The organism is Phocaeicola sp., from assembly GCF_057861905.1.
The window spans coordinates 1-26,715 of the sequence record NZ_DBMACV010000046.1; the positions used below are offsets into that span (position 1 = coordinate 1).

At 46.6% G+C, this 26,715-nt stretch carries 24 protein-coding genes; 8 read left to right on the forward strand and 16 right to left on the reverse strand.

All coding sequences use genetic code 11. From position 1 onward, the window contains the following. Positions 1–132: 132 nt before the first annotated feature. From ACZM60_RS09780 to ACZM60_RS09815, 8 genes are read left to right on the forward strand one after another with little or no spacing between them, the layout of a single operon-like run. The gene (locus ACZM60_RS09780) at positions 133–1,368 is read left to right on the forward strand and encodes an MAC/perforin domain-containing protein (protein ID WP_489521404.1); all 1,236 of its coding nucleotides are present in this window, start codon (positions 133–135) and stop codon (positions 1,366–1,368) included. Positions 1,369–1,387: 19 nt separating this feature from the next. Further along, positions 1,388–2,179, forward strand: a complete 792-nt coding sequence (locus ACZM60_RS09785) for a hypothetical protein (RefSeq protein ID WP_489521405.1) — start codon at positions 1,388–1,390, stop codon at positions 2,177–2,179. Positions 2,180–2,209: 30 nt separating this feature from the next. After that, positions 2,210–3,862, forward strand: a complete 1,653-nt coding sequence (locus tag ACZM60_RS09790; protein ID WP_489521420.1) for an MAC/perforin domain-containing protein — start codon at positions 2,210–2,212, stop codon at positions 3,860–3,862. A gap of 7 nt (positions 3,863–3,869) precedes the next feature. Beyond that, a complete protein-coding gene (locus tag ACZM60_RS09795) occupies positions 3,870–5,141 on the forward strand; it encodes an MAC/perforin domain-containing protein (protein WP_489521406.1) in 1,272 nt (423 codons plus the stop codon). 7 nt (positions 5,142–5,148) lie between these two features. Continuing rightward, entirely contained in the window at positions 5,149–5,541 is a 393-nt protein-coding gene (locus ACZM60_RS09800) for a hypothetical protein (RefSeq protein ID WP_021970334.1), read from the forward strand. A gap of 3 nt (positions 5,542–5,544) precedes the next feature. After that, positions 5,545–6,198 carry a type 1 periplasmic-binding domain-containing protein gene (locus ACZM60_RS09805; RefSeq protein WP_489521407.1) on the forward strand — a complete coding sequence of 218 codons (654 nt, stop codon included), beginning with the start codon at positions 5,545–5,547 and terminating at the stop codon, positions 6,196–6,198. Further along, entirely contained in the window at positions 6,199–6,588 is a 390-nt protein-coding gene (locus tag ACZM60_RS09810) for a hypothetical protein (RefSeq protein ID WP_489521408.1), read from the forward strand. Continuing rightward, complete coding sequence (locus tag ACZM60_RS09815; RefSeq protein WP_489521409.1) at positions 6,575–8,686, forward strand: C13 family peptidase; 2,112 nt, start codon at positions 6,575–6,577, stop codon at positions 8,684–8,686. The genes ACZM60_RS09810 and ACZM60_RS09815 overlap by 14 nt, the downstream gene beginning before the upstream one ends. A 29-nt stretch (positions 8,687–8,715) precedes the next feature. Here the strand turns inward: ACZM60_RS09815 and ACZM60_RS09820 are convergent, their stop codons facing one another. The 16 genes from ACZM60_RS09820 to ACZM60_RS09895 all read right to left on the reverse strand — a co-directional run. Next, a complete protein-coding gene (locus ACZM60_RS09820; RefSeq protein ID WP_489521421.1) occupies positions 8,716–10,044 on the reverse strand; it encodes a nucleotide sugar dehydrogenase in 1,329 nt (442 codons plus the stop codon). A 246-nt stretch (positions 10,045–10,290) separates the two neighbouring features. After that, positions 10,291–11,985: a SusD/RagB family nutrient-binding outer membrane lipoprotein gene (locus tag ACZM60_RS09825; RefSeq protein WP_021970330.1), complete on the reverse strand. Its 1,695-nt coding sequence runs from the start codon at positions 11,983–11,985 to the stop codon at positions 10,291–10,293. 11 nt (positions 11,986–11,996) lie between these two features. Continuing rightward, positions 11,997–15,044 carry a SusC/RagA family TonB-linked outer membrane protein gene (locus tag ACZM60_RS09830; protein WP_021970329.1) on the reverse strand — a complete coding sequence of 1,016 codons (3,048 nt, stop codon included), beginning with the start codon at positions 15,042–15,044 and terminating at the stop codon, positions 11,997–11,999. Between the two features lie 363 nt (positions 15,045–15,407). Then, the gene (locus ACZM60_RS09835) at positions 15,408–16,271 is read right to left on the reverse strand and encodes a PD-(D/E)XK nuclease family transposase (RefSeq protein WP_489521410.1); all 864 of its coding nucleotides are present in this window, start codon (positions 16,269–16,271) and stop codon (positions 15,408–15,410) included. A 133-nt stretch (positions 16,272–16,404) separates the two neighbouring features. Further along, entirely contained in the window at positions 16,405–16,869 is a 465-nt protein-coding gene (locus ACZM60_RS09840) for a lipocalin-like domain-containing protein (protein WP_489521411.1), read from the reverse strand. After that, positions 16,848–18,317: a capsule assembly Wzi family protein gene (locus ACZM60_RS09845; protein WP_489521412.1), complete on the reverse strand. Its 1,470-nt coding sequence runs from the start codon at positions 18,315–18,317 to the stop codon at positions 16,848–16,850. Before ACZM60_RS09845 ends, ACZM60_RS09840 begins: the two co-directional genes overlap by 22 nt. Before the next feature lie 58 nt (positions 18,318–18,375). Next, positions 18,376–19,251 (reverse strand): Rpn family recombination-promoting nuclease/putative transposase, encoded by an 876-nt coding sequence (locus ACZM60_RS09850; RefSeq protein ID WP_489521413.1) that lies wholly within the window; start codon positions 19,249–19,251, stop codon positions 18,376–18,378. Between the two features lie 138 nt (positions 19,252–19,389). Beyond that, the gene (locus ACZM60_RS09855) at positions 19,390–19,965 is read right to left on the reverse strand and encodes a hypothetical protein (protein ID WP_489521414.1); all 576 of its coding nucleotides are present in this window, start codon (positions 19,963–19,965) and stop codon (positions 19,390–19,392) included. Beyond that, positions 19,962–21,149 carry an AAA family ATPase gene (locus ACZM60_RS09860; RefSeq protein ID WP_489521415.1) on the reverse strand — a complete coding sequence of 396 codons (1,188 nt, stop codon included), beginning with the start codon at positions 21,147–21,149 and terminating at the stop codon, positions 19,962–19,964. Before ACZM60_RS09860 ends, ACZM60_RS09855 begins: the two co-directional genes overlap by 4 nt. Before the next feature lie 177 nt (positions 21,150–21,326). Next, the gene (locus ACZM60_RS09865; protein ID WP_489521416.1) at positions 21,327–21,836 is read right to left on the reverse strand and encodes a hypothetical protein; all 510 of its coding nucleotides are present in this window, start codon (positions 21,834–21,836) and stop codon (positions 21,327–21,329) included. 81 nt (positions 21,837–21,917) lie between these two features. Beyond that, the gene (locus ACZM60_RS09870) at positions 21,918–22,379 is read right to left on the reverse strand and encodes a phage tail protein (protein ID WP_022233436.1); all 462 of its coding nucleotides are present in this window, start codon (positions 22,377–22,379) and stop codon (positions 21,918–21,920) included. A 35-nt stretch (positions 22,380–22,414) separates the two neighbouring features. Further along, positions 22,415–23,866, reverse strand: a complete 1,452-nt coding sequence (locus ACZM60_RS09875) for a phage tail sheath family protein (RefSeq protein WP_489521417.1) — start codon at positions 23,864–23,866, stop codon at positions 22,415–22,417. A 511-nt stretch (positions 23,867–24,377) separates the two neighbouring features. Further along, positions 24,378–24,782: a putative toxin-antitoxin system toxin component, PIN family gene (locus tag ACZM60_RS09880; RefSeq protein ID WP_022125977.1), complete on the reverse strand. Its 405-nt coding sequence runs from the start codon at positions 24,780–24,782 to the stop codon at positions 24,378–24,380. Between the two features lie 2 nt (positions 24,783–24,784). Further along, a complete protein-coding gene (locus ACZM60_RS09885) occupies positions 24,785–25,003 on the reverse strand; it encodes a DUF8507 family protein (RefSeq protein WP_022233434.1) in 219 nt (72 codons plus the stop codon). A gap of 129 nt (positions 25,004–25,132) precedes the next feature. After that, positions 25,133–26,182 (reverse strand): mannose-1-phosphate guanylyltransferase, encoded by a 1,050-nt coding sequence (locus tag ACZM60_RS09890; protein ID WP_489521418.1) that lies wholly within the window; start codon positions 26,180–26,182, stop codon positions 25,133–25,135. Between the two features lie 27 nt (positions 26,183–26,209). Further along, on the reverse strand, positions 26,210–26,715 hold a 506-nt coding region (locus tag ACZM60_RS09895), incomplete at its 5' end, for a glycosyltransferase family 4 protein (protein WP_489521419.1).

Genomic DNA, 26,715 nt, shown 5'->3' on the forward strand with positions numbered 1-26,715 from the left:
GTTGTTAATTTGTAATTAATTGTTTGTCAGACTTAAATATACAAAATAATTCGGTGATTACCAACTTTTAAAGATACTTTCTTATCCCGAACTCACGTAAAGCTTATTCCGAAGTTATTAAGAGCGTTAATTGTGCTTTGTGGATTATTGTGTACAGTGTCGTGCACCAATCAGGAAGATTCTATCGAAGCAGATGCAGTTGAAAAACTATTAAGTATTAATGGAGGGAGTGAAACGTATACGGTGAACAATGCGGAGAAAACTGGCTGGCAGATTACAGCTTGTCCGGAGTGGATTACTCCTGTCCGTATGTCGGGTTCGGCGTCCGACGATATTCAGCTCTATGTAGAGAGTAATGCTCATCAGGCTTTACGAACAGGAGAGGTTAGGGTTGCCTATGCCAATGGAGTTAGTCGCACGACTCGTGTCGACCAGTCGAACGAAGCACCGGCTTTCAGTTTGCAGCGTTCGTATGCCGTAGGCTGGAGTTTCGACGTGCGTACCTATATGGATAGCCGTGGACTGAAGGAGCAGATTTTCAACACTCAGAAGATATGCAATGCCGACCCTGATATGTATTGTGTAGAATCAAGTTCCGGAAGTGAACTGAACTACTATTATGGTGAGAGTGGTTCCGATTTGTCGAAGGACATGTCCGGTAAGCTGGATCTTGATGGTAAGTATAATTTGTTCAGTCTGAACCTTCAGGCTTCGTTTGGAAAATCTGCACTCGATAATTCTAAACGTATATTCTCGTGGATACGTAATGTATATACTCAGCAGATGGTGTACTTGAACCAGTTGGATCTGGAAGAGGCTCAAAGTGCCGGATGGTTTACAGCCGACTTTGCAGCCGAACGTAAGAGAGTAATCAGTAGTGGAGGCAGCGATGAGGCTATTCGTCTGCTGGTAGAACGCTATGGTACTCATGTCATACTTCAGTCGTTGCTGGGTGGGTGTTATGATTATTATTATTCATCGGTTGTAGAACAGAGTACCGATAATCTGAATGTTCAGGCTGCAATCGAGTTCGGGTTCAGTTCGAAATTCAAACTCAATGCCGATGCTACTTATAAGGACGATTTCGAAAATCTGAGCAATGAAACCATCGAAAAGTTTTCTGTAAAAGGTGGAGATGCCATAACACTGGCCAATGCCGTAGAGTCTGGAACGGTGACAAGCGAAATGACGGATGCATGGCTGGCATCGCTGCGTGAACAGAATAAACTGGAACTTATTTCGTTTAAAATAACTCCTATTTCTGCATTGTTTCCCGACGATGTAGCCGAAAAGATTGACAACTATATGGAACGTATGTATTATAAGGACATCAATGTGACACGTTCCGTCGATAACATGAATAATTAAAATTAAGATAATAAACAGTATGAAAAATATATTGTCGAAATCTCGTTTCTTCTGTTTGCTGTTGCTGGTAGCATTTGTCTTGTCGGCGTGTTCGGATGATAAGATCACCGCGCCGGGAACTGCGGGAGAAACTGACCTGCAAAAAGTAGAACTGAAGCGTGTAAGTAACTTTTTCGATTTGAATCTGCCGGTTACGGGCGATTGGACGGTTGTCTACGCTCCCGACTGGGCACTGCCAATGGAAGAGAAGGGACACTCGGGAGAAGTTGTCCGTTTGTTTGTAGAAAGCAATGACGAGGAACAGGATCGTACCGATACACTGAAAATTGCAATGGACAATAATACCGAACTGAAAATTGTACTGATGCAGCACGGTATATTCAGCGATGATGAAAATGGTAGCTCGCTCGAGTATGAGGATATGAAACTGACTTATGGGGTGGGTTTTTGCGTAGATGTACTGAAAAAACCGGACAATGGAAAATATAAATTGCTCTCGAATACTCCTTTGAACTTTAAGAAGCTCATTGCGGCACTCAGCGCAGCTGGAGAGTCGGATGCACTCTATAAGGAGGAAAACTATTATTCTCGTACCGAATCGGTAACCGGAAACAGTACACTGGCCATAGCCAACCAGTTGTCCATCAATGCTGGTATAGAAGTTGGTATATCGGCATTCAAGGGATCGGTAGAAGGAGGATATAGTAAGGACGTGGCTAACAATGAGCGCGTTTCTTATGCCATGGAAGAAATACAGCACATTGTGGGTTCACGATATATGCGGGCTGGCATGTTGCGCTATCTGGCTTAAAACGGTAGTGACATCTTTCAGAAAACATTCCTGAAGTATACCGAAAAACTGAAGGAGAATCCCAATGACGTGGCTACGATGAAGCAGATTCTCAATACGTACGGAACACACATCATTACACACGGTACACTGGGAGGTGAATTGAAACTTTCTATGCAGATGAAGGTGACTGATGGTACTTCTGACAGTGATATACATGCTGCACTCGGATTGGGTGTCAAGGTTATCGATGTAAGTGGGGAGTTCACAATGAGTGAAAAAGAAAAGACGATAGCCAACAATACGACTATTTCGCTTGTAACTTACGGAGGTAGCAACGTCTATACCATTGCTCCGGGAACGACTTTCCAGCAGTTCCAGCAGACCGTTAAGGATAAGGATAAGCTGGATGCTTGGGTACAGACCATTCAGGACGGCAGTCAGTTGGCACTTATCGATATCGTAACTACTCCTATCTACGAGCTGATGCCTACCGAGGAATCGCGTACGGCACTGCGTAATTATTTGATAGGTGATTATCAGAAATCAATTTATGCCGATGATGAAGCGTATACCGGACCCAATCTGTACATGGTACACGGATACGATGTCAGTAGTAATGTTGCTGTAAAGAGTGAGCTGTATATTCCTGAAATTGATGTCAGACTGGAGGCATACCGGAAAATCATTCCGGAATTGTCGGATGAGTATATTACTGTAATCTATTCGGGTACCAAGGATAATATGAACTATGACAGTGGTTTCTTTGTCGGGAATAAGTCACTTAAGCCTTGTAAGTTCCGTTATGCTAAAAATGGCGAGTTCACTACTGAAGTTTTTGATCTTTTGCAGGAAGGCTCTATAACGGAATTGTACGTAGATGCTACGGGGGATGTGACCATTGCTCCGAAAGGTGCGGAGGATATGTATCAGGATTTGACGTTTACCAATAAGAGCGTAGACATCACAATGGCTGACGAAGATTTCCGGATCACGGAAGACATGTCGGTTACCGGACAGACAGAAAAATCTCTGATTCTGGCAGATGGGGTTACTCTGACATTGAATAAACTGAAACTTTACAATACGATACAATGTGAAGGCAATGCCCGGATCATATTGTCAGAAGGTTCAACAAATCTGATTAATCTTTCTGAACGACCCGATCTGGCAGGTATAAAGGTTGGGCCCAGTGGTAAGTTTGTTCTCAGTGGCAATGGAAGCCTTGAAATTATTACTGGAGAACATGGTGCCGGTATAGGCTCCTGCTATAATAAAACTGCAGGTACTACTTATGGGGATATAGAAATTCAGGGTGGTACCTTGTCTATTCAGGCGGGATATGCAGCGCCTGGCATAGGCTTTGGAGGAAAGGGAGGAAACATTACTATTTCCGGTGGAGATATAACTACGCTTGGCGGATGGTGTGCTCCCGGTATTGGTACTACGTACGGAGGAAGCTGTAAGGACATTACTATCAGCGGAGGATCTGTCGTAGCCGTTGGCAATGAAGTTGCTGCCGGCATCGGTACGGGAGAATTGTCTACTTGCGGAAATATCCTGATTACCAAAGACGTTGTTAGCGTAACTGCCCAGAAAGGGGTTAACGGTTCAGAGTCGATAGGTGTAGGAGATAATTCCGAAGAAGTTTATGGATGTGGCACGATTACAATCGAAGACCCGTCGAAAGTAACTCAGAGGTAAGCTGCTTATGAAACTGATTCGGTTAGGCTTTTATATATTGTTGCTTCTGCTCACCGGAGCTTGTAACGACTCTGTCGAGAAGAATGTATGTCCGGTTTTGGAGTCGGCTTCGAAGGTAACCTATAATGCACGTTGCCAGACCGATACTGTACGTTTTGCCGCTTCTGGACACTGGAAGGCAACTGTTTCCGATGGCTGGATTACGTTGCTGCGTGCCGAAGGCGATGGCGATGGAGTCGTTCCGCTTTATATCCAGCAGAATGATGCCGGAAGGACACGTCAGGCTACGCTGACTATACAACTGGAAGGGGAACAGCAGTTGGCTGTTTCGCTCACTCAGTATATGCCAGATACAAACGGCAGCATTATCGTCGACTTGCCGCGTACGTTTGGACTGGGGTGGGGGTACGACTATAGTATCGACCATGCCGATGTAGATGGCTTGCGCGGACAGGTGTTCGATGCAGCTGCCTTGCATAACGACTGTGGAGAGGATGCCGTGATGGTAGATCATTCTACCTCTACCCAACTGTATTTTGCCCGTGCCGAAACCAGCCAGAAGCTGCAAAGTGAAATCAGTGGGAAATTGACGGGGTCCGTCAATCTGCTGGTGGCTGGAGCTAAGGTTTCAGTAGAATATAAGAACCAGATTGAAGAGCAGAAAGATTGCCTGTATGTCTGGTGTCGCGATTTCCGTACCGTAAAATGCTCTTATTTTTCGAATGACGTCGATTTGCTGAGCGAAGATGTAGTGCAGTGGTGTACGACTCAGGAGTTCCGCAATTCTGTCAAAAAGGATAATGCCGAAGAGTTCGTACGCAAGTATGGTACGCACCTCATAACCACATCGTATCTGGGTGGAAAACTCGATTACTACTTTACGGTCAGTCAGGATGTCAAGACTACTACCGAACAGCTTATTACGACCATTAATGTAAAGATTCTGTGGTTTAAGAAGACATCTACTACGGTCGACGAGAAAGTATGGAGTGAAGTGAAAAAGGATTTTGAAGGACAGTTCCATGCATCCGGAGGCGGAGAGTACGGCAAGCGTTTCAATGAGGAACTGGAAAAGGCTGTGGCAAATGGTGAGCCGCTCGACGATCCGAATCTGGCCGACGAATGGTATGCCTGCTTCGAAAATTCATATACTCCCGACGAGGACTTGGTAATGGTCGATTTTTACGTTATACCTATCTGGGAAATTGTAGAGGTACTGAATCCTTCGAAAGCCCGGGCTATAGAAGATTATATAACCAATGAATATCTGAAAAAATAAAAGAAAGATGAAAACAATTTTTAGAAAGTTTGTTGCCATGGCACTGGTAGCCGTCCTGACATTTGCTTTTGCTGCATGTTCGAGTGACGAGGATGAAACAATCCGTGTGTATACTTACGAAGCTTCCGGTTCTTTGTCGGGAAGTGGAGATGACGCTTCGGCTGCGTTTACAGGTTTGGTCGACTATACCAAGGCTATCGAAACAGTTGTTGGAGGTTCATATACATTCAGCGAAATGGACAATGAGGTGGTTAGTGCCTGTGATGCTGTCTATAAGAAACATCTGGCAGAACATCCTTCCTTGAAAGGAACCATCGAGATACGCAAGACGGTAGGTACCACTTCTTCTCCGGACGAAACATTGCCGGCTACCGTTCTCAAAACTTACAAGTACGAGTGATAAATGACTGTATTGGTACGTTCTGTTTGGCTGAGGCTGCTGCTCTGCTTTGTCTTGCTGGCAGCTTGTTCTTGCAGCGATGAGGCTGTGCCCGGCACGGATACCCGCCTTCGTCTGACGGTCGTTACTCCCATCTCTGGACTGGGCGATATGGGGTATAATGACAAAATCATGTCGGGCATTATGGAGTTCTACGGGCATCACGATGTCAATATGACTCTTGTCAGTTCCACAAGTCTGGACGAGATACGGCAGATCATTCAAGATTGGAGGAAAAATACGGAAAGCGGTCCCCGGAGTCTGCTTCTCCTTACGGATGATGTTTACGAATCAGTCTTGAAAAATACCGGCATAACTCTTGCTTCAGGACAGCAGATACTGCTTGTAGAGAGCAGGAGTACGGACTTGCCCGAGGGAGTGTATACATTCAATATCAACCGTTACGGCATATCTTACCTTGCCGGATGTATGGCGCGAAAGCATCAGGAAGCCTGTGTGATAGCCGCCATGTCCGGCAATCCTGTGCTGGAAGAGGCCATCGACGGATATACGGAAGGCTATCAGACTGATAATGACAAACAGGTGAAAGTCTTTTATTTGGCGGAGGATGCTTCCGGATTCAATATGCCCGATAGTGCTTACCGGGTTATAGGATAGATGGGCAATACGTTCGTTCTTCCTCTGGCAGGAGGGTCTAACAACGGTATTTACAAGTATTCCCGTGAAACGCCTTTCTACTTGTCGCTGGTTATTGGGATGGATACCGACTGCTCATGGTTCAGTTCGCGCATACCTTTTTCCATTGTCATTCATATAGATACTCTGCTGGTGCAATATCTTACGGCTTGGTTCGAGGAACGGGAAATGGAACCCTCCCATACTTATGGCATGGATTCGGGGATGGTGGACATTGTGATGAGTCCCATCTTTTACAAGTATATAGACATCTGGGAAGAATATTATAACGATATCGAATATTGGAACAATACTTACAGAAAATATAAAGATGAAGCTTTGGAAAAAGAAAAGACTTATGTCATGCATTAGCATCCGGCTGTGCAGTCTGTTGCTTATGGTGATGGCTTTCATCTCGTGCAACGACCGAAATGATTCTCCTGCTTCCGGAGAAATGGAGAAGACCTTCAAGGTGGCAGTCATTATGCCTTCCGATAGCCAGACACGCTGGAACAGAATTGCTGAGTGGGCTTTGGATAACATAAGCAGTGCACAGCAGGGACTTCAGAAGCGTATCCGTATCGAACTGGAATGGCAGGACGAGAATGCTTCCGACTGGGAGGATTTTGCTGCACGTGTAGCCGACGACGACAGTTATGTGGCTGTTATCGGTCCCCAGTTGTCGGGGCATGCCCGTAAAATGGCACAACTGTGCCAGAAAAAGCAGAAAACACTGATTCTCCCCATTGCTACTTCTACAGAGTTTCAGCGGAGTTTTGCCAGTTCCAGCTACGTATGGAATCTTGCACAGTCCGATATCACACAGTGCGAACTGCTGCTTTCGCAGGCAAAACTGTCCGAGTATAGTAAAATCAGTCTGCTTACTTCCGACGATGATTATGGTAAAAGCTTCAGCGACTGGTTTGCCTTCCAGATAACCGAGCTGGGCATGAGTGTAGAAGACATTGTGATTTATCATTCCGAACAGCAGATTCGTGAAGCAGTCCGGGCACAGTACAATAAGCCGGTCAAATTTGACAAGGCACTGATTTTTGCTCCGAACAATCAGGAAAGTGCCTTGATATTCGATGATGAGATGTGTAAACTCAAGGCGTCCCTTGGCGAAGCTTATTTCGACTTTCCCTTGCTTCTTTGTTCAGACGTGATGAACTCGCCTTATCTGCTTAGTCGTTTGAAGTTCCCCGACTATGAGGGACTTTCTCCTTCTGCGACTCCCGAATCTGGTTTCAACAGCATTTATCGGGTGAAGTTCGGCGAGGAGCCGTTGAGCGGAGAAGCTCATTTGTTCGATGCCATAACCTTGCTGGCGTACGCTCTAACCCGGCAGGAAGCTACTGCCGAAAATCTGAACGATGCCATACTGGCGATGGTCGAAGGCAGGACTGTGTGGAATACCGGCTGGCTGAAGGACGACATGCACCGTACGTTTTCCATGCTTCAGGCGGGAGCGGATATCAACCTGAGTGGAGTGACGGGCGACTGGACTTTCGATGAACGGACTCACGCCAGTGTGCTCAATACAACTTACTGTCACTGGATGCTCCGTGAAGGTACTTATACCGCTTTGGAATACCTTTCTACCGATGGAGGAGTCAATACCATCTCTACAACTCAGGCATGGGAATGGAAGAACAATCATATGCTTTCGTTTAGCGATAGCCAGCAGGATTTTCAGTATCCTGAACTGGAAGACCGGTGGGCTGTGGTAGTCGGGGCATCCGACGATTGGGCAAACTACCGCCATCAGGCAGATGCCCTTGCCATGTACCAGTTGCTGAAACGTCATGGCTACGATGATGACCACATTCTGCTTGTCATCGAAGACAACCTTGCCGACAATCCTAAAAATCTTTATCCGGGAGTTGTCAAGGTACGTCCCGACGGGGAGAATGTGCATACGGATGTTCAGGTCGATTATAAACTCAGTCAGTTGTCTTTCAAAAACTTTTCCAAAATCATGCAAGGAGAGCAGCAGCCCGGCTTTTCCAGCTATTTGCCCTCTTCTGCTCAAGATAATATCATTATCTTCTGGTGTGGACATGGCGTACGCAACCAGTTGGCTTGGGGAAGCAACGGCGATGTATACGGTTCTGATATCCGTGAGATGATAGAAAAAATGTCATACAGAAAAATCCTTTTCGTACTCGATGCCTGCTATAGCGGAACCATAGGTGAAGCATGCGAGAAATTGCCCGGCGTACTGATCATGACAGCGGCAAATGCCGATGAACCTTCCAAAGCCGATATGATGGATCCGGAGATGGGAATATGGCTTTCCAACGGATTTACCCGTGCTTTTCAGGAGGAGATCGATACTGATGTACATATCTCTCTGAATGATTTGTATTATAAGCTTGCCCGTCAGACAGTGGGATCGCATGCCATGGTGTACAATAGTGCCTGTTATGGCAATATGCATCGCAATACGATAGAAGAATATCTCAAATAGCAGGAGATGCGGGCTTTCGTAGCCCGCTCTTAGTCCCTGCGGAAAATATCTCGTGTATACACCTTCTCCTTTACGTCGTCCAGACAGGCGTCGTAGCGGTTGGCGATGATAGCCTGCGATTCCTTCTTGAATTCCTCCAGGTTGTTTACCACCTTCGATCCGAAGAATGTCGTTCCGTCCTCCAGCGTAGGTTCGTAGATGATGATGGTTGCTCCTTTAGCCTTGATACGCTTCATCACCCCCTGAATGGAGCTCTGGCGGAAATTATCGCTGTTCGACTTCATCGTAAGGCGGTACACCCCGATGACGCATACCTTTTCCTCCTGCGGATTATAGTCCCCGTGATTGTAATAATCGTAATATCCCGCTTTCTTCAGAACCTGGTCGGCAATGAAATCCTTGCGTGTACGGTTGCTCTCCACAATCGCCTGAATCAGATTCTCCGGCACATCCTGATAGTTGGCCAGGAGCTGTTTCGTATCCTTCGGCAGACAGTAACCTCCATATCCGAACGACGGATTGTTATAATGCATGCCGATGCGCGGATCCAGACAGATACCCTGAATGATAGCCTGCGTATCCAGTCCCTTCACCTCCGCATACGTGTCCAGTTCGTTGAAATAACTTACACGCAGCGCCAGGTAGGTATTGGCAAACAGCTTCACCGCCTCTGCCTCTTTCAGTCCCATAAACAGTGTATCGATGTTTTCCTTGATAGCTCCTTCCTGAAGCAAGGCAGCAAACTCGTGTGCCTTCTCGTCCAGATGCTCGCCTGCAATCTCCTGAATCGCCCTGTTCTCCTCGTCACGTCCCGCTATATATTTCGGGAATCCCACGATGATACGGCTGGGGTAGAGATTATCGTACAGTGCCTTGCTCTCACGCAGGAACTCCGGCGAGAACAGCAGGTTGAACTTCTTTCCCGTCAGGGCAGGAGAGGTACGGAACTTTTCCGCATACTTCACGTACAGGCTCCGGCAGTAACCTACGGGAATGGTACTCTTGATGACCATCACCGCGTCCGGGTTCACTTCCAGCACCAGGTCGATGACCTCCTCCACGTGCGACGTATCGAAATAATTCTTCACCGGATCATAGTTCGTAGGAGCCGCAATCACCACGAAGTCCGCTTCACGGTAAGCCGAAGCCCCGTCGAGCGTAGCCGTCAGATTCAGTTCCTTTTCTGCCAGATACTTCTCGATATACTCATCCTGTATCGGGCTGATACGGTTATTGATTTTCTCCACCTTTTCAGGAATCACGTCCACAGCCACCACCCGGTGATGCTGCGACAGCAAAGTAGCGATAGACAGGCCCACATAGCCCGTTCCCGCTACGGCGATAGTATAGTTTTTCATCATGAAAGTTCTCTTTTATTACAAAGCTAATATAAATATCACACCAGTCAAACTAAATCCGTGCATCTTTCTGTAATATTTTCGCAAATGCCGTTTCCGTAGGCCCCGCGACGGAGGCAGTCACGTTTCCCGCCGGACGGAGCATTGTTTCCCGCCGGACGGAGTACTGTTCTTCGCCGGATGGAGTACTGCAAAAAAAACGGGTGAGCCTGAAAAGCCCACCCGTTTTAAAAAGACAGTTATGTATTAGAAGTTTCCTTTATTGGCGTTATCCCACCAGAGATGCGTACCACCCTTATCACCCGAGATACCGTTCTTGCTGGTATTTTCCTTGTTCAGCAGTTCCAGACCCATAGCAATACCCTGTGCATTTGTATCGTAAGCATTACTGCTGTAGATTACACGGCGTACACCTTCTTCCTTGTTTACAGCTCCGTTACTTTCATCTACGTAAGCCGGGAACAGATGCGGATATCCGGTACGGCGCTGTTCAGCCCATGCTTCGATAGACAGCGGGAACAATGCGAAATATTTCTGTGTGATGATACGTTCCAGTTTCGTTTCCTTGTCGGCACTTTCATCCCATTTTACACACAGCTTGTTCACAGCCGGAGTACTCAGTTTCGGGTCAACCGGATCGACGAAGTCAGCCTGCGTTGTCGTACCGTTGATATAGTCATCCACCGCTCCTGCAGCATAAGAGTCTACTCCCGCATACTTGCCGCGGTAACTCAGTTCGTTTGCCATAGAAACACGGATACCATCTTCGTACAGACTCTGTACACTTGCCGAACCGATGTCCCAGCGCAGTTTTGCTTCAGCCAGCAGGAAGTAAGACTCGGCAGCCTTGAAGATAGGCAGCGGCATAGAATATACACCGATGCTGTTCTGCGGGTCGATCCACTGCGAGAAGTTCGCCCAGTTGTTCGGTTTGCCCGGCAGTCCACTGGCAAAGCGGATACCCAGATACTGTGTATTGGCAGGTACCACCACATTTCCGTTCAGATCCTTCACGTCGGCAGTATTCTTGGTCATGTACAGCGGCTGGCGCGGGTCCTTCATGCCCGACATCAGCGTAACCAGATTCGCATTGAAACCACAGTCACCCCAGTTGAACATCAGCCACATTTCGTTTTCCAGACTCTTGTCTATTACGATATCCTTGTTTACCGTAGCCAGCGTGTTGGCAGCCGCTTCAGTAGCAATCTGCTTCAGGTCGATGCCGGCTTCCTTCATTTCCGCTTCACGTTTCGACAGACGGAGAGCCATACGCAGTTTCAGTGTATTGGCAATCTTTATCCACAAATCCGTATCAGCACCACACCAGATATCGAATGTAGCGAGTGTCACCTTTTCTCCCTCGCTCATCGCCTTGATGTCGGTAGCAGCCTTGTCCAGATCCTGCAGCATGGCAACGAACAACTGCTGCTGGCTGTCGAACGGATAATACGATTCATATTCACCCGACAGGATCGAGCTGTAAGCCAGCGGTCCGTAAGCATCCGTAGTCATCAGCGTACCATACGCCTGTACGATACGCATCACACCAGCCAGTCCCAGCGTACCGTTCTTGTCGCAGTCGGCAATGATACGTCGCGTATTGTTAAAGATATGCAGGTAATAATTTTCGTACATACCCCCGCTGTGTCCTCGGTTTTCTCCCATGTCACCGTTGGTAAAGTTACCGTTCGGTGTCATGAAATACCCGCTGTACAAGTCGATGGTCAAGTTTGTCCAGAACTGGAACATATTCTGCTGTGGAGGGTAACAGTACTGCATCGGTTCTGCACACTGTGCAGAGAAAGGCAAGTCATTGGGGTCAACCTGTACACTGTTCGTATTCAGGTCTTCAAAACTGTCAGTACAAGAAGTCATCAAGTTACCTCCTAACCAAGGGAGAGCCAGCAGAATGGCATATTGATAAATTTTATTTCGTTTCATAATGAGGCATTTTAGAAGTTAAGTTTCAGATTCAGACCAAAGCTGCGTGAGGTAGGCAATGCAAACATATCCACACCCTGCACACCGTTTCCTGTACCAGCCGATACGTCCGGGTCCATAGGAGCATCCTTGTAGAAGAAGAACAGGTTACGTCCGATGATGGCAGCCGTCAGGTTCTTGCCGGCACCGAACAAGTTACGGAATGTATATCCCAGACTCAGTTCACGCAGACGTACGTTTGTAGCATCGTAAACGTAGAACTCGTTGGCATACGGGCTGTTGAAGTTGCTGGCACCTGTTGTGGTATACCATGCTTTCGGATCAAATTCCACTCCGTCTACCACTACCTTGCCTGCATTACGTGCATCGGCAGTCCGCTGAGAAACGCCCCAGCCATCCATTGTAGCTTCTGTCATAGACAGTACCTTGCCGCCGAATTTACCGTCGATCAGGAACGACAGGGTGAAGTCTTTGTAATGGAATGTGTTCGACCATCCGGCGTTGAATTTCGCATTCATGTTTCCGGCGTAAATCATATCTTCAGTCGTATCACCGCTTACAATCGGGTTACCCGTAGTTGCATCCTTCATCGGCTTGCCGTTTTCGTCACGCATGATGTGGCGTACGTACAAGTCACCGTACGATCCATCTTCCTTCAGGATAATCTTGGCACCACCAAAGTCAGTCAGAGTCAATCCGTTTGGCAGGTCATCCACCAGTTCTACAATCTTGTTTTCGTTGTACGAGAAGTTCAGGTCAGTACTCCAGCTGAAGTTTTCGTTAAACTGCTGATACCATCCGGCGCTGAATTCAAATCCCTGGTTCTGTACGTTACCGGCGTTGACATAGCGGTTGCGCAAGCCCGATTCATACGGAGCAGCTACCGAGAAGAACTGGTTCTTAGTATTCGTCTTATAGTAAGTCATACCCAGCGTCAGTCGGTTCTGGAAGAATGTACCGTCGAAACCAACTTCTACAGAGTGTGTCTTTTCCGGTTTCAATGTACGGAACGGAGCATTTTCAGGAGGTGTGATAGAGCCCTGCGACTGCAATGAGTAGAGCAGGTTACTCATGAATACCGGTACGTCGTTACCTACGATAGAATAGCTGGCACGCACCTTGAGCAAGTTTACGTTCTTGCCCATATCGATGAATCTGTCCAGCAGGAAGCTACCACCTACCGACGGGTAGAAGAATGAGCAGCTTTCCGTGTAAGCCAGTGCAGACGACCAGTCGTTACGTACAGAAACATCAACGAACAAACCATCCTTATAGCCGAACTGAGCTGTAGCGAATACCGCATTCAGTCGTTTTTCCGTATTCCAGTTATCATTCTTGCCTACTACAGACATGTTGCCGTAATAGTTGTTCGGAGTAAAGATGTTCGGATAATATACATTACCGTTACCCGGAGAAGTGAACTGCGTACCTTCAGCCCACAAGTCTACATGAGCCGTCTTGCTCTTGGTGAAGCTGGAACCAGCCGTAGCCGATACCAGGAAGTCATTGAATGTATGGCTGTAGCTTACCAGTACATCCCCGTACAGCTGGTCGCTGAAATAACGGTTATCCTTCATACGTCCCATCGGGTACAGGTTGGCGATACTCGACGCATACAGATTATGCTGCCAGCGTTCTTCACCTCTTTCGTAACGCATACGTCCCTGAATGTTCAAGTCCTTGGTAATATCCCATTTGATGCTTCCACCGAATTCATAGCGGTTACGGTCCGTAATCGGAGTCTGCCGGTTCAGTGTCCAGTACGGGTTACTGTACTGTTGCAGACCGGTGTTTGTCCAGTTCTGGATATAACATCCTCTCGATTCGTCATACACTTCGAAATTATCCTTGTAGTAATTCCAGTCCTCACCTCTCGGGAACAGATACACACCTGTTAGCGGGTTGAACAAGAATCCTGCAGCTGCCTGATTCTTCACATACTGGTTGGTATACTTCGCACTGAAATCAACGTGCACACTCTTCAGTACATTGAATCCCACTTTCGAGTTCAGGTTATGGCTGCGGTACGTATTGCCCGGAGTCATACCTTCCGAGTACACATTACCATAAGAGAAATACGCCTGAATGTTGTCATTTCCACCTGCCAGCGAGATAGAGTTGTTTGTTGTAAATCCCGTGCGGTAGAACTCCTTCGCATAGTTCGGTGCTTCAGCCGAGAGCTTGTCACCCCAGCTGTACGTACCGTTGTCGCTTACTCCATACGTATTCTGGAATTCCGGCAGCACCATCGGAGTTTCCATTGTAGTATTGCTTGATACATTGATAGAAACCTTGCCCGACTGAGCCGATTTTGTGGTAATCATGATTGCACCGTTGGCAGCTACGGCACCATACAGAGCGGCAGCCGAAGCACCCTTCAGCAAAGTAATGGAAGCAATATCATCCGGGTTGATAGTCGACATCACGTCACCACCATCTCGTTCACCACCATAGTTGCTGCTAACCTGTGCACCGGAAACGCTGTTCATAACCGGAACACCATCCACAACGATCAACGGCTGGTTACTACCACTGATAGACTTGTTACCACGGAACAAGATTTTAGAAGAACCTCCGGCACCGGTAGAGTTCGGAGTAATCATCAAGCCGGCACTCTTACCCTGCAGAGAGTTGATCATGTTTACACTCTTGATGTCATTCACATCACTTCCGCCCACCGTCTGTGCAGAATAAGTCAATGTTTCCGACTGACGCTGGATACCCATAGCCGTTACAACTACTTCGCCCAGACTTTCCGTATCCGAAACCATCGAAACATTGATAGTCTTTCTTCCGTTCACCGCTTCTTCAACGGTTTTCATACTGATGTATGAGAACACCAGCACATCATTCTGTTCTACGGTAATCGAATAATGACCGTTCAAGTCGGTTACCGTACCATTGGTGGTTCCCTTTACTAATACGTTTACTCCAATTAAAGGATCGCCCATCTCTTTACTGGTAACATTACCGTTTACAGTAATGGTTTGAGCATAAATCCCAGTCAAGAACATTCCTATCAGGAACATTGCGACTACTAGAAATGATCGCTTTTGCATAGTTAAACAATTAAGGTTAATACTTTATCTTAGTTTAAGGTTAAAATGTTTTTTTCAGTATATTACCTCGTCTTGTCTTTGTATTTCCTGTAGCCCGTGTGTTTTTTTCTCGTATTTTCCGATTTCTGTAGCTAACGTATACCTCGTATAGTTTTTGTATTTTTATGTTTCATCTAAATTATGCAATTTCCCTTTAAAAAAGAGAAAATGAGATGAAAAATATGTATAATATAACATTTTTTAAATCTTCGGGAGAATGTCCGGAAGGCTTATTTAGGGGATTATCCCCCTATATATTTCCGATAATGAGCGGTTTACGGAGGTTATTTTATACCGTGGCGATTTTTTAGATATTGTGTCTGCCTACAATTTGTTTATTTCCTCTTCCGTCAATCCTGTAGCCTGTGCTATCTGTTCGTTGCTCATACCCAGCGATTTCAGGTTACGTGCAATGGCGGTTTGTGTTTCCGCACGACCTTCTGCACGACCTTCTGCACGACCTTCTGCACGTTCAGTTTCTATATTATCCCGTAGAATCACGATGTTGTCCAGATGCTTGTAATACGCGTTCAGCTCCTCTCGGCTCATGCGGTCCAGCTTCAGCCGCTCCTTCACCGCATCCAGTCCCGGTGCCGTAGCATGTTCCGGCACGTTCCCCGTATTCAGGTAATAAATCCACTCCTCCAGCGGCGTCTTTGCCACCCGGTTGAAGTCATTCACCTTCAGGATATAATACTCCGGATAAAGCTGACTCACCCTGTCCACCTTGAACGTCTGCTTCTGGAAGGGGCTCAGTTCCAGGATATCCCCTTCGTGAATCCCCACGAACTCCGTCTTCCCGTGATACACGAAATCCTTTCCGTGTCCCAGCGAGAAATACACGATGTTCACGCTGTACACCTTGCGCACCTTGTCGTACCCCTGTCCGCGGTTGATATACTCCGTCACCAGCTTCGAAGCCCCGAACAGCATCCGCTGGAAATACGCATACTCATTGTTGTTCTGCACCTCGATGAGCACCAGTTCCCCTTTCGAGTTCTCCGCCAGCATGTCCACGCGGTTGTACTTGTCGAACTCATCCTCCTGGTTACTTTCACTCTCCAGCAGTTTCTGGATCGTCACCTTTTCCTCCAGCAGCGTAGTAAGCAGTCCCTCCAGCACCGCATAATTGGCCTTGTTGCGCAGCAGGCGCTTCATCGCCCAGTCAAAACGAATGTAGCTTTCCATACAGTATGCATTTTAGTAGTTGATATTTACAAAGTAAGCAAATAAATACCGAAACTACAAGCCGATACAAAAAAATCGCCACGATACTCCGCATAGCGTGTACCGTGGCGATTCCCTGTATTAAAATATCCTTTTAGAACTTCCGTAACTTCAGCAGAGCATAGTCCGATTCCAGCGTCATGTACTTGCCGTCGCACGAGCTCACGTTGAATACCGTTTCCGCCTGATTGTCGATACCGAAGTGCCGCAGCATCTCCACCGGCGCGTCCTGCTTGTTGTCACTTGTATTGGCACGCACCTTGAAATCCTTCAGCACCAGCTGCGTCTCGTTGTTGCGGTACTCCGTACGACCGATGTAACTACCGTAGCCGTTCGGTCCTTCCTTCTCTGCCACTTCCGTCACCATGCGCGTAATGCTGTAATACAAGCGCTCGCATGTCACCACCTCACGCGTATCCTTCACCACAAACTGCTCCAACTGCCAGAATCCCTCTATATCGTTGTTGATAGGCTCCTTCTGACAACCCTGCATCACCAGCGCCACCACCAGAGCCATCCAAATCATCACCTTGTTTCTCATAAGCCGAATCCTCCACATTTTCTGATTGTCAACATACCACCCGTACTGTTTCCCGGATAATTTCCACGGTCAACCGCCAGAGCAGCACTGAAACTCCATCCCTTCAGACGTTCAGGCCGATAAGTCACCTCCGCCAGACTGCTGAACTGCTTCTTCACCTCGTCAAATGGATTCATATACCTTCCCCAGTTGCGGGCATACGAAACCAGCAATCTCCAGTTCCATTCCTCCGACGGATCCCCCGTCAGTCCCACATGCTGAGCCTTCACACGGCTTCCCTTAATCAAGTTCGTACCGTCCGAATTATACGCCGGTCCCAGCAGGAACGGATGTCCCAGCGAGTTCCCGTAATTTTGCCAGCCTAAATACTGCCAATTGTTGTAATAATTATCACCCCCGCTCATCTGCAAGTCGTTGAACGAACCCGCTATTCCGTCGTAGAGAATCGGACCCGTCTGATCCGTCGTGTTCAGACCTTCCCACACCACGGCACTGATCCACCGGTTCTTCGGAAAATCCACTTCCACGCCGATGTGACCATCCTTCCATCGTCCGTACTGCCAGAACATCTGCGAGTGATCCTCGAAATAATGCTCCAGATACGCCTTAAACTTCCAGTCGCCTACATAGTAATTCAGCGCGAAGTTCCAGCTTCCGCAGTGGTTCCCCTCCACGTTCTCCAGCGTACTTTCCTGCTTGGGGAAGAACACCTTCCAGAAATCCTTGATTCCCTGCGGCATATCTTTTACCAGACTCACGCTGCCGTCCGCATTCTTTAGCATTTGCTTGCCTCCGAACTGCGCTCCTGTCAGCAGACCGAATTCAAACTCCACCGGTAACTTCTCTCGGTTACCCAGCCTGAACATCAGTGACTTGCTGTGATACAGCACCCCCGTTGTATAGACCTGTCCCGGAGCTACGAAATCCTTCTGCCAGTCACCGTCAGTAAAATACCCGTAACTCAGATGCCCCTTAAAGGCCACCCAACCCTTCGTACCCGGAATGTTCAGGTAATCCTTCACCTCCACCCGTACCTGCGGAATCGGCCTCATGTTCGTACCTTCCACCATCCAGCCGCTGGTCAGCTTCTCGTTCTTCTCGAGCGGGAACCCCGGCCGTTCCTTACTTCCGATACTCAGCGTCAGCGCCTTCCACGACACATCCGCATAAGCCTGCTGCACCCAGAACTTCGACGACAGGTTCTTTCCCCCTGCCAGATCCAGTCCCACGTCTATCCGCCAGTTCTTCGGCAACACTTTGTTCCATTCCGCTCCGGCACGCACATACGCAAAGTTCGGCTCATTGCCCGCCACACCGTAGCGGTTGGCCGTCAGCCACACAGGAGCATAATCCCCGTTCGATACCGTCACACCCGCTTCCACCTTATACTTCAGCGAGTCGGCAGGCTGCTGCGCATAAAGCGGACTAAAAAGTGTAGTCAGTAGTAAAGTTTTTATCAGTTTCATACCATTTTCATTGAAGTTGCAAAGAAAGTGAATAAATGGTAGACTAGCAAGTTTAGGCCTATAGTTGTTCTATTTCTTTGACGGAGAGTCCGGTAGCAGCCTGAATCTGTTCGCTGCTTAGTCCCAGAGATTTCAGGTTGCGAGCAATAGCCCTTTTCTCCTCGTTTTTACCTTTTTCCATTCCTTCCTCCATTCCTTCTGCACGACCTTCCGCACGTTCCGTCATGATATTATCCCGCAGAATCACGATGTTGTCCAGATGCTTGTAATACGCGTTCAGCTCCTCTCGGCTCATGCGGTCCAGCTTCAACTGCTCCTTCACCTTGTCCAGTCCCGGTGCCGTAGCATGTTCCGGCACGTTCCCCGTGTTCAGGTAATAAATCCACTCCTCCAGCGGCGTCTTTGCCACCCGGTTGAAGTCATTCACCTTCAGGATATAATACTCCGGATAAAGCTGGCTCACCTTATCCACCTTGAACGTCTGCTTTTGGAAGGGGCTCAGCTCCAGCACATCCCCTTCGTGAATCCCCACGAACTCCGTCTTCCCGTGATACACGAAATCCTTTCCGTGTCCCAGCGAGAAATACACGATGTTCACGCTGTACACCTTGCGCACCTTGTCGTACCCCTGTCCGCGGTTGATATACTCCGTCACCAGCTTCGAAGCCCCGAACAGCATCCGCTGGAAATACGCATACTCATTGTTGTTCTGCACCTCGATGAGCACCAGTTCCCCTTTCGAGTTCTCCGCCAGCATGTCCACGCGGTTGTACTTGTCGAACTCATCCTCCTGGTTACTTTCACTCTCCAGCAGTTTCTGGATCGTCACCTTTTCCTCCAGCAGCGTAGTAAGCAGTCCCTCCAGCACCGCATAATTGGCCTTGTTGCGCAGCAGGCGCTTCATCGCCCAGTCAAACCGAATATAACTTTCCATACAGTATGCATTTTAGTAGTTGATATTTACAAAGTAAACAAATAAATACCGAAACTACAAGCCGATACAAAAAAATCGCCACAGCCTCTTGTTAGGAGAGCCGTGGCTAGTTGTATCAGTAGACAAATTCTATCAGGTTTATAATTCAATGATATTTTCGAAAGTTAAAGGAATTCCATTTGTTTCATGGGCGAACTCTAGTGCATATGTCATTTCAGCAGCCATATTTTTAGGAAAAGTCGATGGTATAACAATATTACATACCACATTGATTGTGCGAGTAAATTCTATTTTAGCATTTTGCAAATGAGTGTCAAACAATCCGATTGTCGATTTTAGCTGTTCCATCGCTTTCCGGTACGTCGCATTTACGGCCATATCCGAATTACCCTGAGCATTCGTTTTAAACTCTACAAAGAAGAAGTTTACCGTATTGAAGACAGCCCCGTCTGCTATACCTCCCGGGTGATGCATGATAAGCGCATTATCAATAGAAAGCACAACAGCTTCCGTACCATAGCTGTTTATAACTTTACAGTATTTCTCCTCATTTGGAATCCGAACAACTACCGTACGTTTGCTGGACTCATCATCTTCTATAAAAAACTTCTTGTCGTTAATGACTGTATAACAATCTTCAACGGGTTTTGCAACATTCTTGAAAGCCCATTTCAGTTTCAGATTTTTGACAGCTTCTGGTACATCGGTAGTCATTGTTCCTTACTTTTTAGCGATTTGATATACAGCCTATATAGTTTGGCGAATTCGCTCCCCACAGCAGAAGATGTCGCGTCGAGATAATTCTGGTCGATAGTGCCTGTCAGCGGATTGATAATATCCTTACAATAAACTTCTTTGCCCCCCAAGGCATAAGCCCCTACCGTACCCGGTTTCAGATGAAATCTGTCAGGAACGATCCTGTTAACCTCTTCCGTAAATTGAGGTGCCAACGCTCCTGCAAGCAGTGAGATATTAATTCCCGAGAGCAGATAAGGGCTATGAGTCGTAATCGTATGACAGCCCTTGAACTCCATTTGTTTCATTCTTTCAATCAGATACCGGAGTACGGCAAGCTGGTTGTCAGGAAACAGATTCTGTTCCGGCTCCTCGATGACATACGAGTCAAAAAGCTCCTTCTTGATGCAGAAATCCAGAATCATCAGCATGGGCAGTAGCGACTGTATACCCGATGAACACTGATTTAGAGGTAATATTTCTTCCTTCCCATCTTTTGATACGATAATTCCCTCTTTCCCGTTGACAACTTTGTAAGTGATAGGCAGAAAAGGAAGATCATAAACCGGGAATTCATTTCTGGCCTTTTCAAAGAAGCTGAGGTAATTCAGAAACGTCAGAGGCAGCGGAATACGTGTCATTAATATATTGGCAAGAACATTAGAGAGCGTTCCCGCAAGATTCCTTTCAGCCGGAATGTAAAACGAAGTACCCCTGTTGCCGGTCATAAACAGGCTGTTCGTCTTTATAAATTCCTTCAGAGCTTCGTCGGAAGCAACTCCCATACTGCTGGCTGTACGTTTAATTTCATCATAGATAAAACTTTTACATCTATTCAGAAGCTCCTCTTTATCCGAACACGAGCTGTCGGTCAGTGTAAACTTACCCGCTTCGTATACGATGGTTATGCTGTCTTTTCTAAATTCAATATAGCTGTTCTGCTGAAAATAATCAGCGATACCGAATATATGAAACGGTTGCAACACGTCTTTGCTCTCCTCCAATATCTGTATATACCAGAACAATTCCTGACATATAGTCAGAACCTTGGCAATGGTACTTTTTCCGGTACCTTGTCCTCCAATGATGACTAAAAAAGGCTTTAACTCAATTTTGGCATCCTTTATGGGACCGAAGTTCTTTATTTGTAAACAATCAGACATTTTGCTTTTGTCTCTAAAGGTGATTAAATTTTATCTACATGCGAGGTTTCCGGTTTATCGCTGCGTAGAGAAGTTTTTATGGTTTATATTTGTTACAAATATAACGAATATGAACCGAAACTACAAGCCGATGTAAAAAAAACGCCACGATACTTCTCATGAAGTGTACCATGGCGTTTACTTTATATAGTTTAACAGGGTATGGCTCAGGAACTCTTCGGAAAGACGGAGCTGGCCGCTTAGGAACGGTTCGCCTTCACCGGCTCCTTCCAGACGCAGGATATTCTGGGTGTAAAACCAATGGTCTCGCTGGAACATACGGATAACTGCTTTCCTCTTCTCTATATCTTCTCCAGCGATGATAAATGAGGCGGTTTCACCGGTAGGCAAGAAACCTCTGTGCGACCGCCCTTTCCAGCCACCGAATTCGGTATATTGGCGGTCGAAGTCCTTGTTTTTTGCAAAAAAGATGTCCAATGCTTGTGGACGGATATGTGGCATCAAGGCCAGCATGATAGCGGCCCGTTCACCGAACGTAATTTCTTGTCGGCCGGTCATGTCTTCCAGCCATCCGTCGTCAGGCGGTGTAACTTCCTCGATAGAAGTATATTCACATCCCTGACGGAAGTAGAGTTGCATGGCGACGGTCAGTATTCTGTCGAACCAGTCAATATGTGCTGTCATCATCGTTTTTTCATTTTAGAATTAATAACTGTTAGCTTTCGCTCTTATCACATCTGCTTGTTGGTCATGTCCTGTACGGATTAATTATTTCACATTCACACCTTCGTGCGCAATGACCAAAGTCTCGATGGAGGTCGTGTTACCATCGGTCTTGAAACCTTCTACGGTAAGCTTTTTGGGCCATGCGTTCACCGCCTCCCAGGTCTTTACTGGGCTGCCCGATTCGTCCAGCAGGCTGACCGTTACCACTTCGCGCTGGATGGTGTTCAGTTTCACCTTATTGATCCAGTCCCATAGTTTTTTGTCATCTTTGCAGATACCTTTCTTGATGGTCAGATCACCCGCTTTTCTCAGTCCCGGCATTTTCAGTTTAGTGAACACCGGACTGTCGCCTGCGCGATAAGTGATTTCCTCGTATTCCGTTTCCAGACCCGACACTTCGCTGCAGGAAATATCGCCTACGTTCGAGATAGATACTTTGAAATAAAAACTCGGCAAAGGCCATGCCTGTGTGCTTGCACCTTGTGCTGATCCATTCTCTGCCATACTATTTTAGTTTATCATTTAATTGTCTGTTTTTATCAGCTTTTCTGCATCTGTTGCTGGAACGTGATTTCGATGAATTCTGCCGGACGGCTGATGGCCACCAGTACGGTTACGCGCAGGATACCTTCCAGTATGTCATCGCCCGTCATCGTATCTCCCAGACCTACATGTACCTCGTATGCCTCTTCAGGGGTCGAGCCGGCCAGTCCGCCACGTTTCCATACACTGCATAGGAAATTCTCAATCATGCTCTTCATGTTGATCCAGGTATTCGCGTCGTTCGGCTCGCACACGTAGGCCCGTGCGGCGTTCTTCACCGAAATTTCCAGGAAACTCATCGTGCGTCGCACGTTCACATACCGCCAGTCCTGCGAGTTACCGTCCAAGGTGCGTGCGCCCCATACCTTGATCCCTTCGCCGGGGAATGCACGGATAACGTTGATGGCTTTTCCGTTCATTGGCATGTTATAGTCTTCCTGTTCCCGGTCAGTGATAACAGTCGACGGCTTGCTCACGTAATTGATGGATACATTGGCAGGCGCTTTCCATACGCCGCGGGTATGGTCTACCATCGTGTATAGTCCGGCCATGGCTCCCGAAGGCGGAAGCTGGTTCAGGTAGTCCTTGACTTTCTTTTCCAGCAGATTGTATGCAGGAAGGTTCTGCATCAGCGCATTGTGCAGATTGTTGCGGTGCAACGGCTCATTGTTGTCATTCTTCTTTATTTCTGCGATTTCTCCTTGAATATAGGCATCAAGCTGGGCATTCCCGGTTTTAAAATCTTGGGTGATGTCCAGTTTCATCACTTCTCCGTCAATGTCGTTGTCCGACAATACCGTCGTTTCCAGCCACGGATAATAGGCTGCCCCATAGGCCAGAAAATTGCTCCCCATCTTGGTGCGGAAGTCTTCCTTCCCGTTTTGGGGCACATCCAGAATGGCAAAACGGTTGTTTGCGGCGCAGTGTGACAGCATGGCCGTGTAGAAGTCGGCATATTCCCCTGTTTCCACCGCTTCGGGAATGACGAGTAGAGTAATTTCCGGTTCCTTTGTCAGGGCAGGCAATATCGTGTTGTTCACGATATCCTTGTCGAGGGTACCCGTAGCATAATCGCCCACCGACACAATGTAGCAGGTGCCGCCGCCGTTTGCAAAGAACAGCTTCAGATGATAGTACAGCGTACAATGTTTGTTGCTCAGTGTCGCCTGAAGTTTTTTTTCTCCATATCTCACTGAAACTGTGGCAGCTTCATTGTCTGCATCCGCTACAATTATGTCAAAGCGGTGTATCTGCGGTCCTCCGAAATACTGCTCATATTCCGTCATCGATGAAATCCGGACAGGTTTGTTCTTCAGGGATTCCGTTCCATTCTGTGTTTTTTCGGTCAGCCCGATGAACACTGGGATGGCAGTTTCGGCTTCCACTACGGAGTTTCCGAAAGCGTTTTTCTCCTTGATGTAAACGCCGGGTGTCTTGTATTCACTCATAGTTTTCTATTTTAAATGTTTAACATCCGGCTGGAGTACATGTCTCTGTGTCTCTTCATTTACGCTTGTCTGTTGCAGTAGTTGTGTTGAATCCGGATGCGGTATAATATACGGTAGCTTTCCGTCGATGTACGTTTTAAATTACATATCACTGGTGTTTCCTATTGATCCCACGGGAGCCAGTCCTTCGGGTTGGCGGTGGAATGCTGAAAGATATTCTTCCAGCTGTGATGCGTATGTGGTTAGTATCTTGTTTATCATAATGACTGCAATTTACGGTTTTCTCGTGAAAGGAACAAGTGTTTACCGTCTTTTTGTAAGCATTCGGTGAACGCCAAGCCGATACAAAAAAATCGCTACGATACCCTCCGTATAGAGTACCGTGGCGATTTCCGTTTACTTCCCCGCCGCAAAATCCTTGATGCGCTGCTCCTCACTCAGTACTACGCGACTACTGCCGATAATCAATAAAATGCAAGCTGATATATTCGTCGACAATCAACCATTAGACTTACAATGTTTTTGCGAAGTCCTTCAAATTAATTATGGCAACTGATGGGAAAGATATATTTTTAAGTTCATTGAAATGGTGATCTTCCGTCACGATATATTCCGCATTGGCTGTTATGGCACAGTCTACGAACTTATTGTCATCTTGGTCTGCTGTAATTAGATGAAAACGGTAGTGAGGAGTTAATTTCTTTACATTTTCACGAGTAAGAATCGTGTAGATAATCGTTTCGGCTACATACTTATTTATGTTGCGAGTCATGACTTCCAGATACTCTTCTACGATTTCATTGCTTATACATAACGTATAATCTCCATTCAAGAATGATTGCCATACTTTATGGCAGTCATTCTTCGCTGAAATTGCAATAATCAGTGAGTTTGTATCCAATACAATGTTTCTCATATTCATTTATAGGGAGTACGTTCATGTAGTTGGTAGAATTTATCGACTTTTTCCTCATTTAATTCTCCATTCTCCCACAAGCGGTCAATTTCTTTTTGCGCTTGCTTGGCAAAATAGTCAGAAATAGCCTTTTTAAGTTCTGCTAATGCTTCAGGACTATCCACAAACGACATCATTTCAAGCACTTGCAATTGAGCCGGATTAAAAACTGTAACATTCATATATTTGGATTTGGTTCTAATGCAAAAGAACAAATTTTTTTCTTTATTTCCTAATGAATAGGATAAAAGGATTAAAAAAACAAATGGAGAATCAAAATCTTTCAGTAGCAGGAATTTGGCGATTTCCGTTTACTTCCCCGCTGAAAACTCCTTGATGCGCTGTTCTTCACTTAGGCGGCATATTAGTAGCTGACCGTTCTTTTCTGCCACGATGTAGCCGTCCAGACCTTCCAGTACCACCTTGCGTTCGTCTGCCACATGCACCACACAGTTCCGGCAGTTGAATAACTTCACGTTTGCTCCTACGGAGGCATTGCCATTCTCATCTTGCGGCAACAGCGTGTGCAGCGAACCCCAGCTGCCTAAGTCACTCCATCCGAACTCTGCCGGTAGCACATAGATATTCTCTGCCTTCTCCATTACCGCATAGTCGATGGAAATCTTCTCGCAAGTAGGGAAGAGCCGCTTCAGCTCCTCCGCCTCTTTGTCCGTAAACAAGGCAGGCTCCAGCTCGTCCATCACTCCGGCAATCTGCGGTGCATACCTGCGTATGGCATTCGTAATCGTGTCCGCGTTCCACACAAATATCCCCGCGTTCCAAAAATAATTCCCCGCAGCCAGATACCCCTTTGCCGTTTCCACATCCGGTTTCTCCTTAAACGCTTCCACCTCGCAGATACCCTTTGCGTCCGCTTCCCCCTGAGCAGCAATATACCCGTAGCCCGTTTCCGGTCGGGTAGGTTTCATCCCCAAGGTCACGATAGCCTGCGAGTCCGCCGTCTTCTCCAGCGCCACGGCAATGCAGCGAGCAAACTCCGCCGTATCAATCACCAGCGCATCCGAAGGCGTCACCACGATGTTCGCCTGCGGAAACTCCTTTCTGATCTTCCAGCACGCATACGCGATACACGGCGCCGTATTCCTTGCCTCCGGTTCTGCCAGAATATGCTGAGCCGGAATCTGCGGCAACTGTTCCTTTACTATGTCGACATACCTTTCCGATGTCACCACCCAGAAGTTCTCTTTCGGGCAGATACCCTTGAAACGCTCCACTGTGAGCTGAATCAGCGATTTTCCAACTCCCATCACGTCGATAAACTGTTTGGGATATTCGGGGGTACTCATAGGCCAGAAACGGCTTCCTATGCCGCCTGCCATGATAACTATATGATTTTGCATGAATAAAACTTCAATTTGATTAATATTTTAATTATCAAGATTTCCTTTATATATATCTTCCAGATATTTAATTCTGTTCTTTATAAAAAATTTCTCTTCAAAATATTTTCTTGAATTTTCTTCAAATACCTGTCTTTTTTCAGAGTGTTCTATCAAATAATTGATTTTATCAGCAAATACCTCTTCTTTCAAAGGAAGGAGATAGCCATTATAATTGTCTTCCACGCAATCTTTATTTCCTAATACATTTGAAGCAACTATACATTTACCGAGAGACATTGCTTCAATAACAGCCAATGGTAAACCTTCATATCTTGAGGTTGTTAAGTAGAATAATGAATCTTTGACATACCTCATCGTTTCGTCATGATTTAGCCATGGCAATAGAATGATTGTATTTTCTAGTTGATAATCTTTTATCATAGATTTCAAACGTTCCAAATCAGGGGAATAATATCCAACTCCTAAAATATAAAATTGAATATTAGGATGTTTCTTATGAACTTCTTTAATGACATTAACCAAAAAAAAAG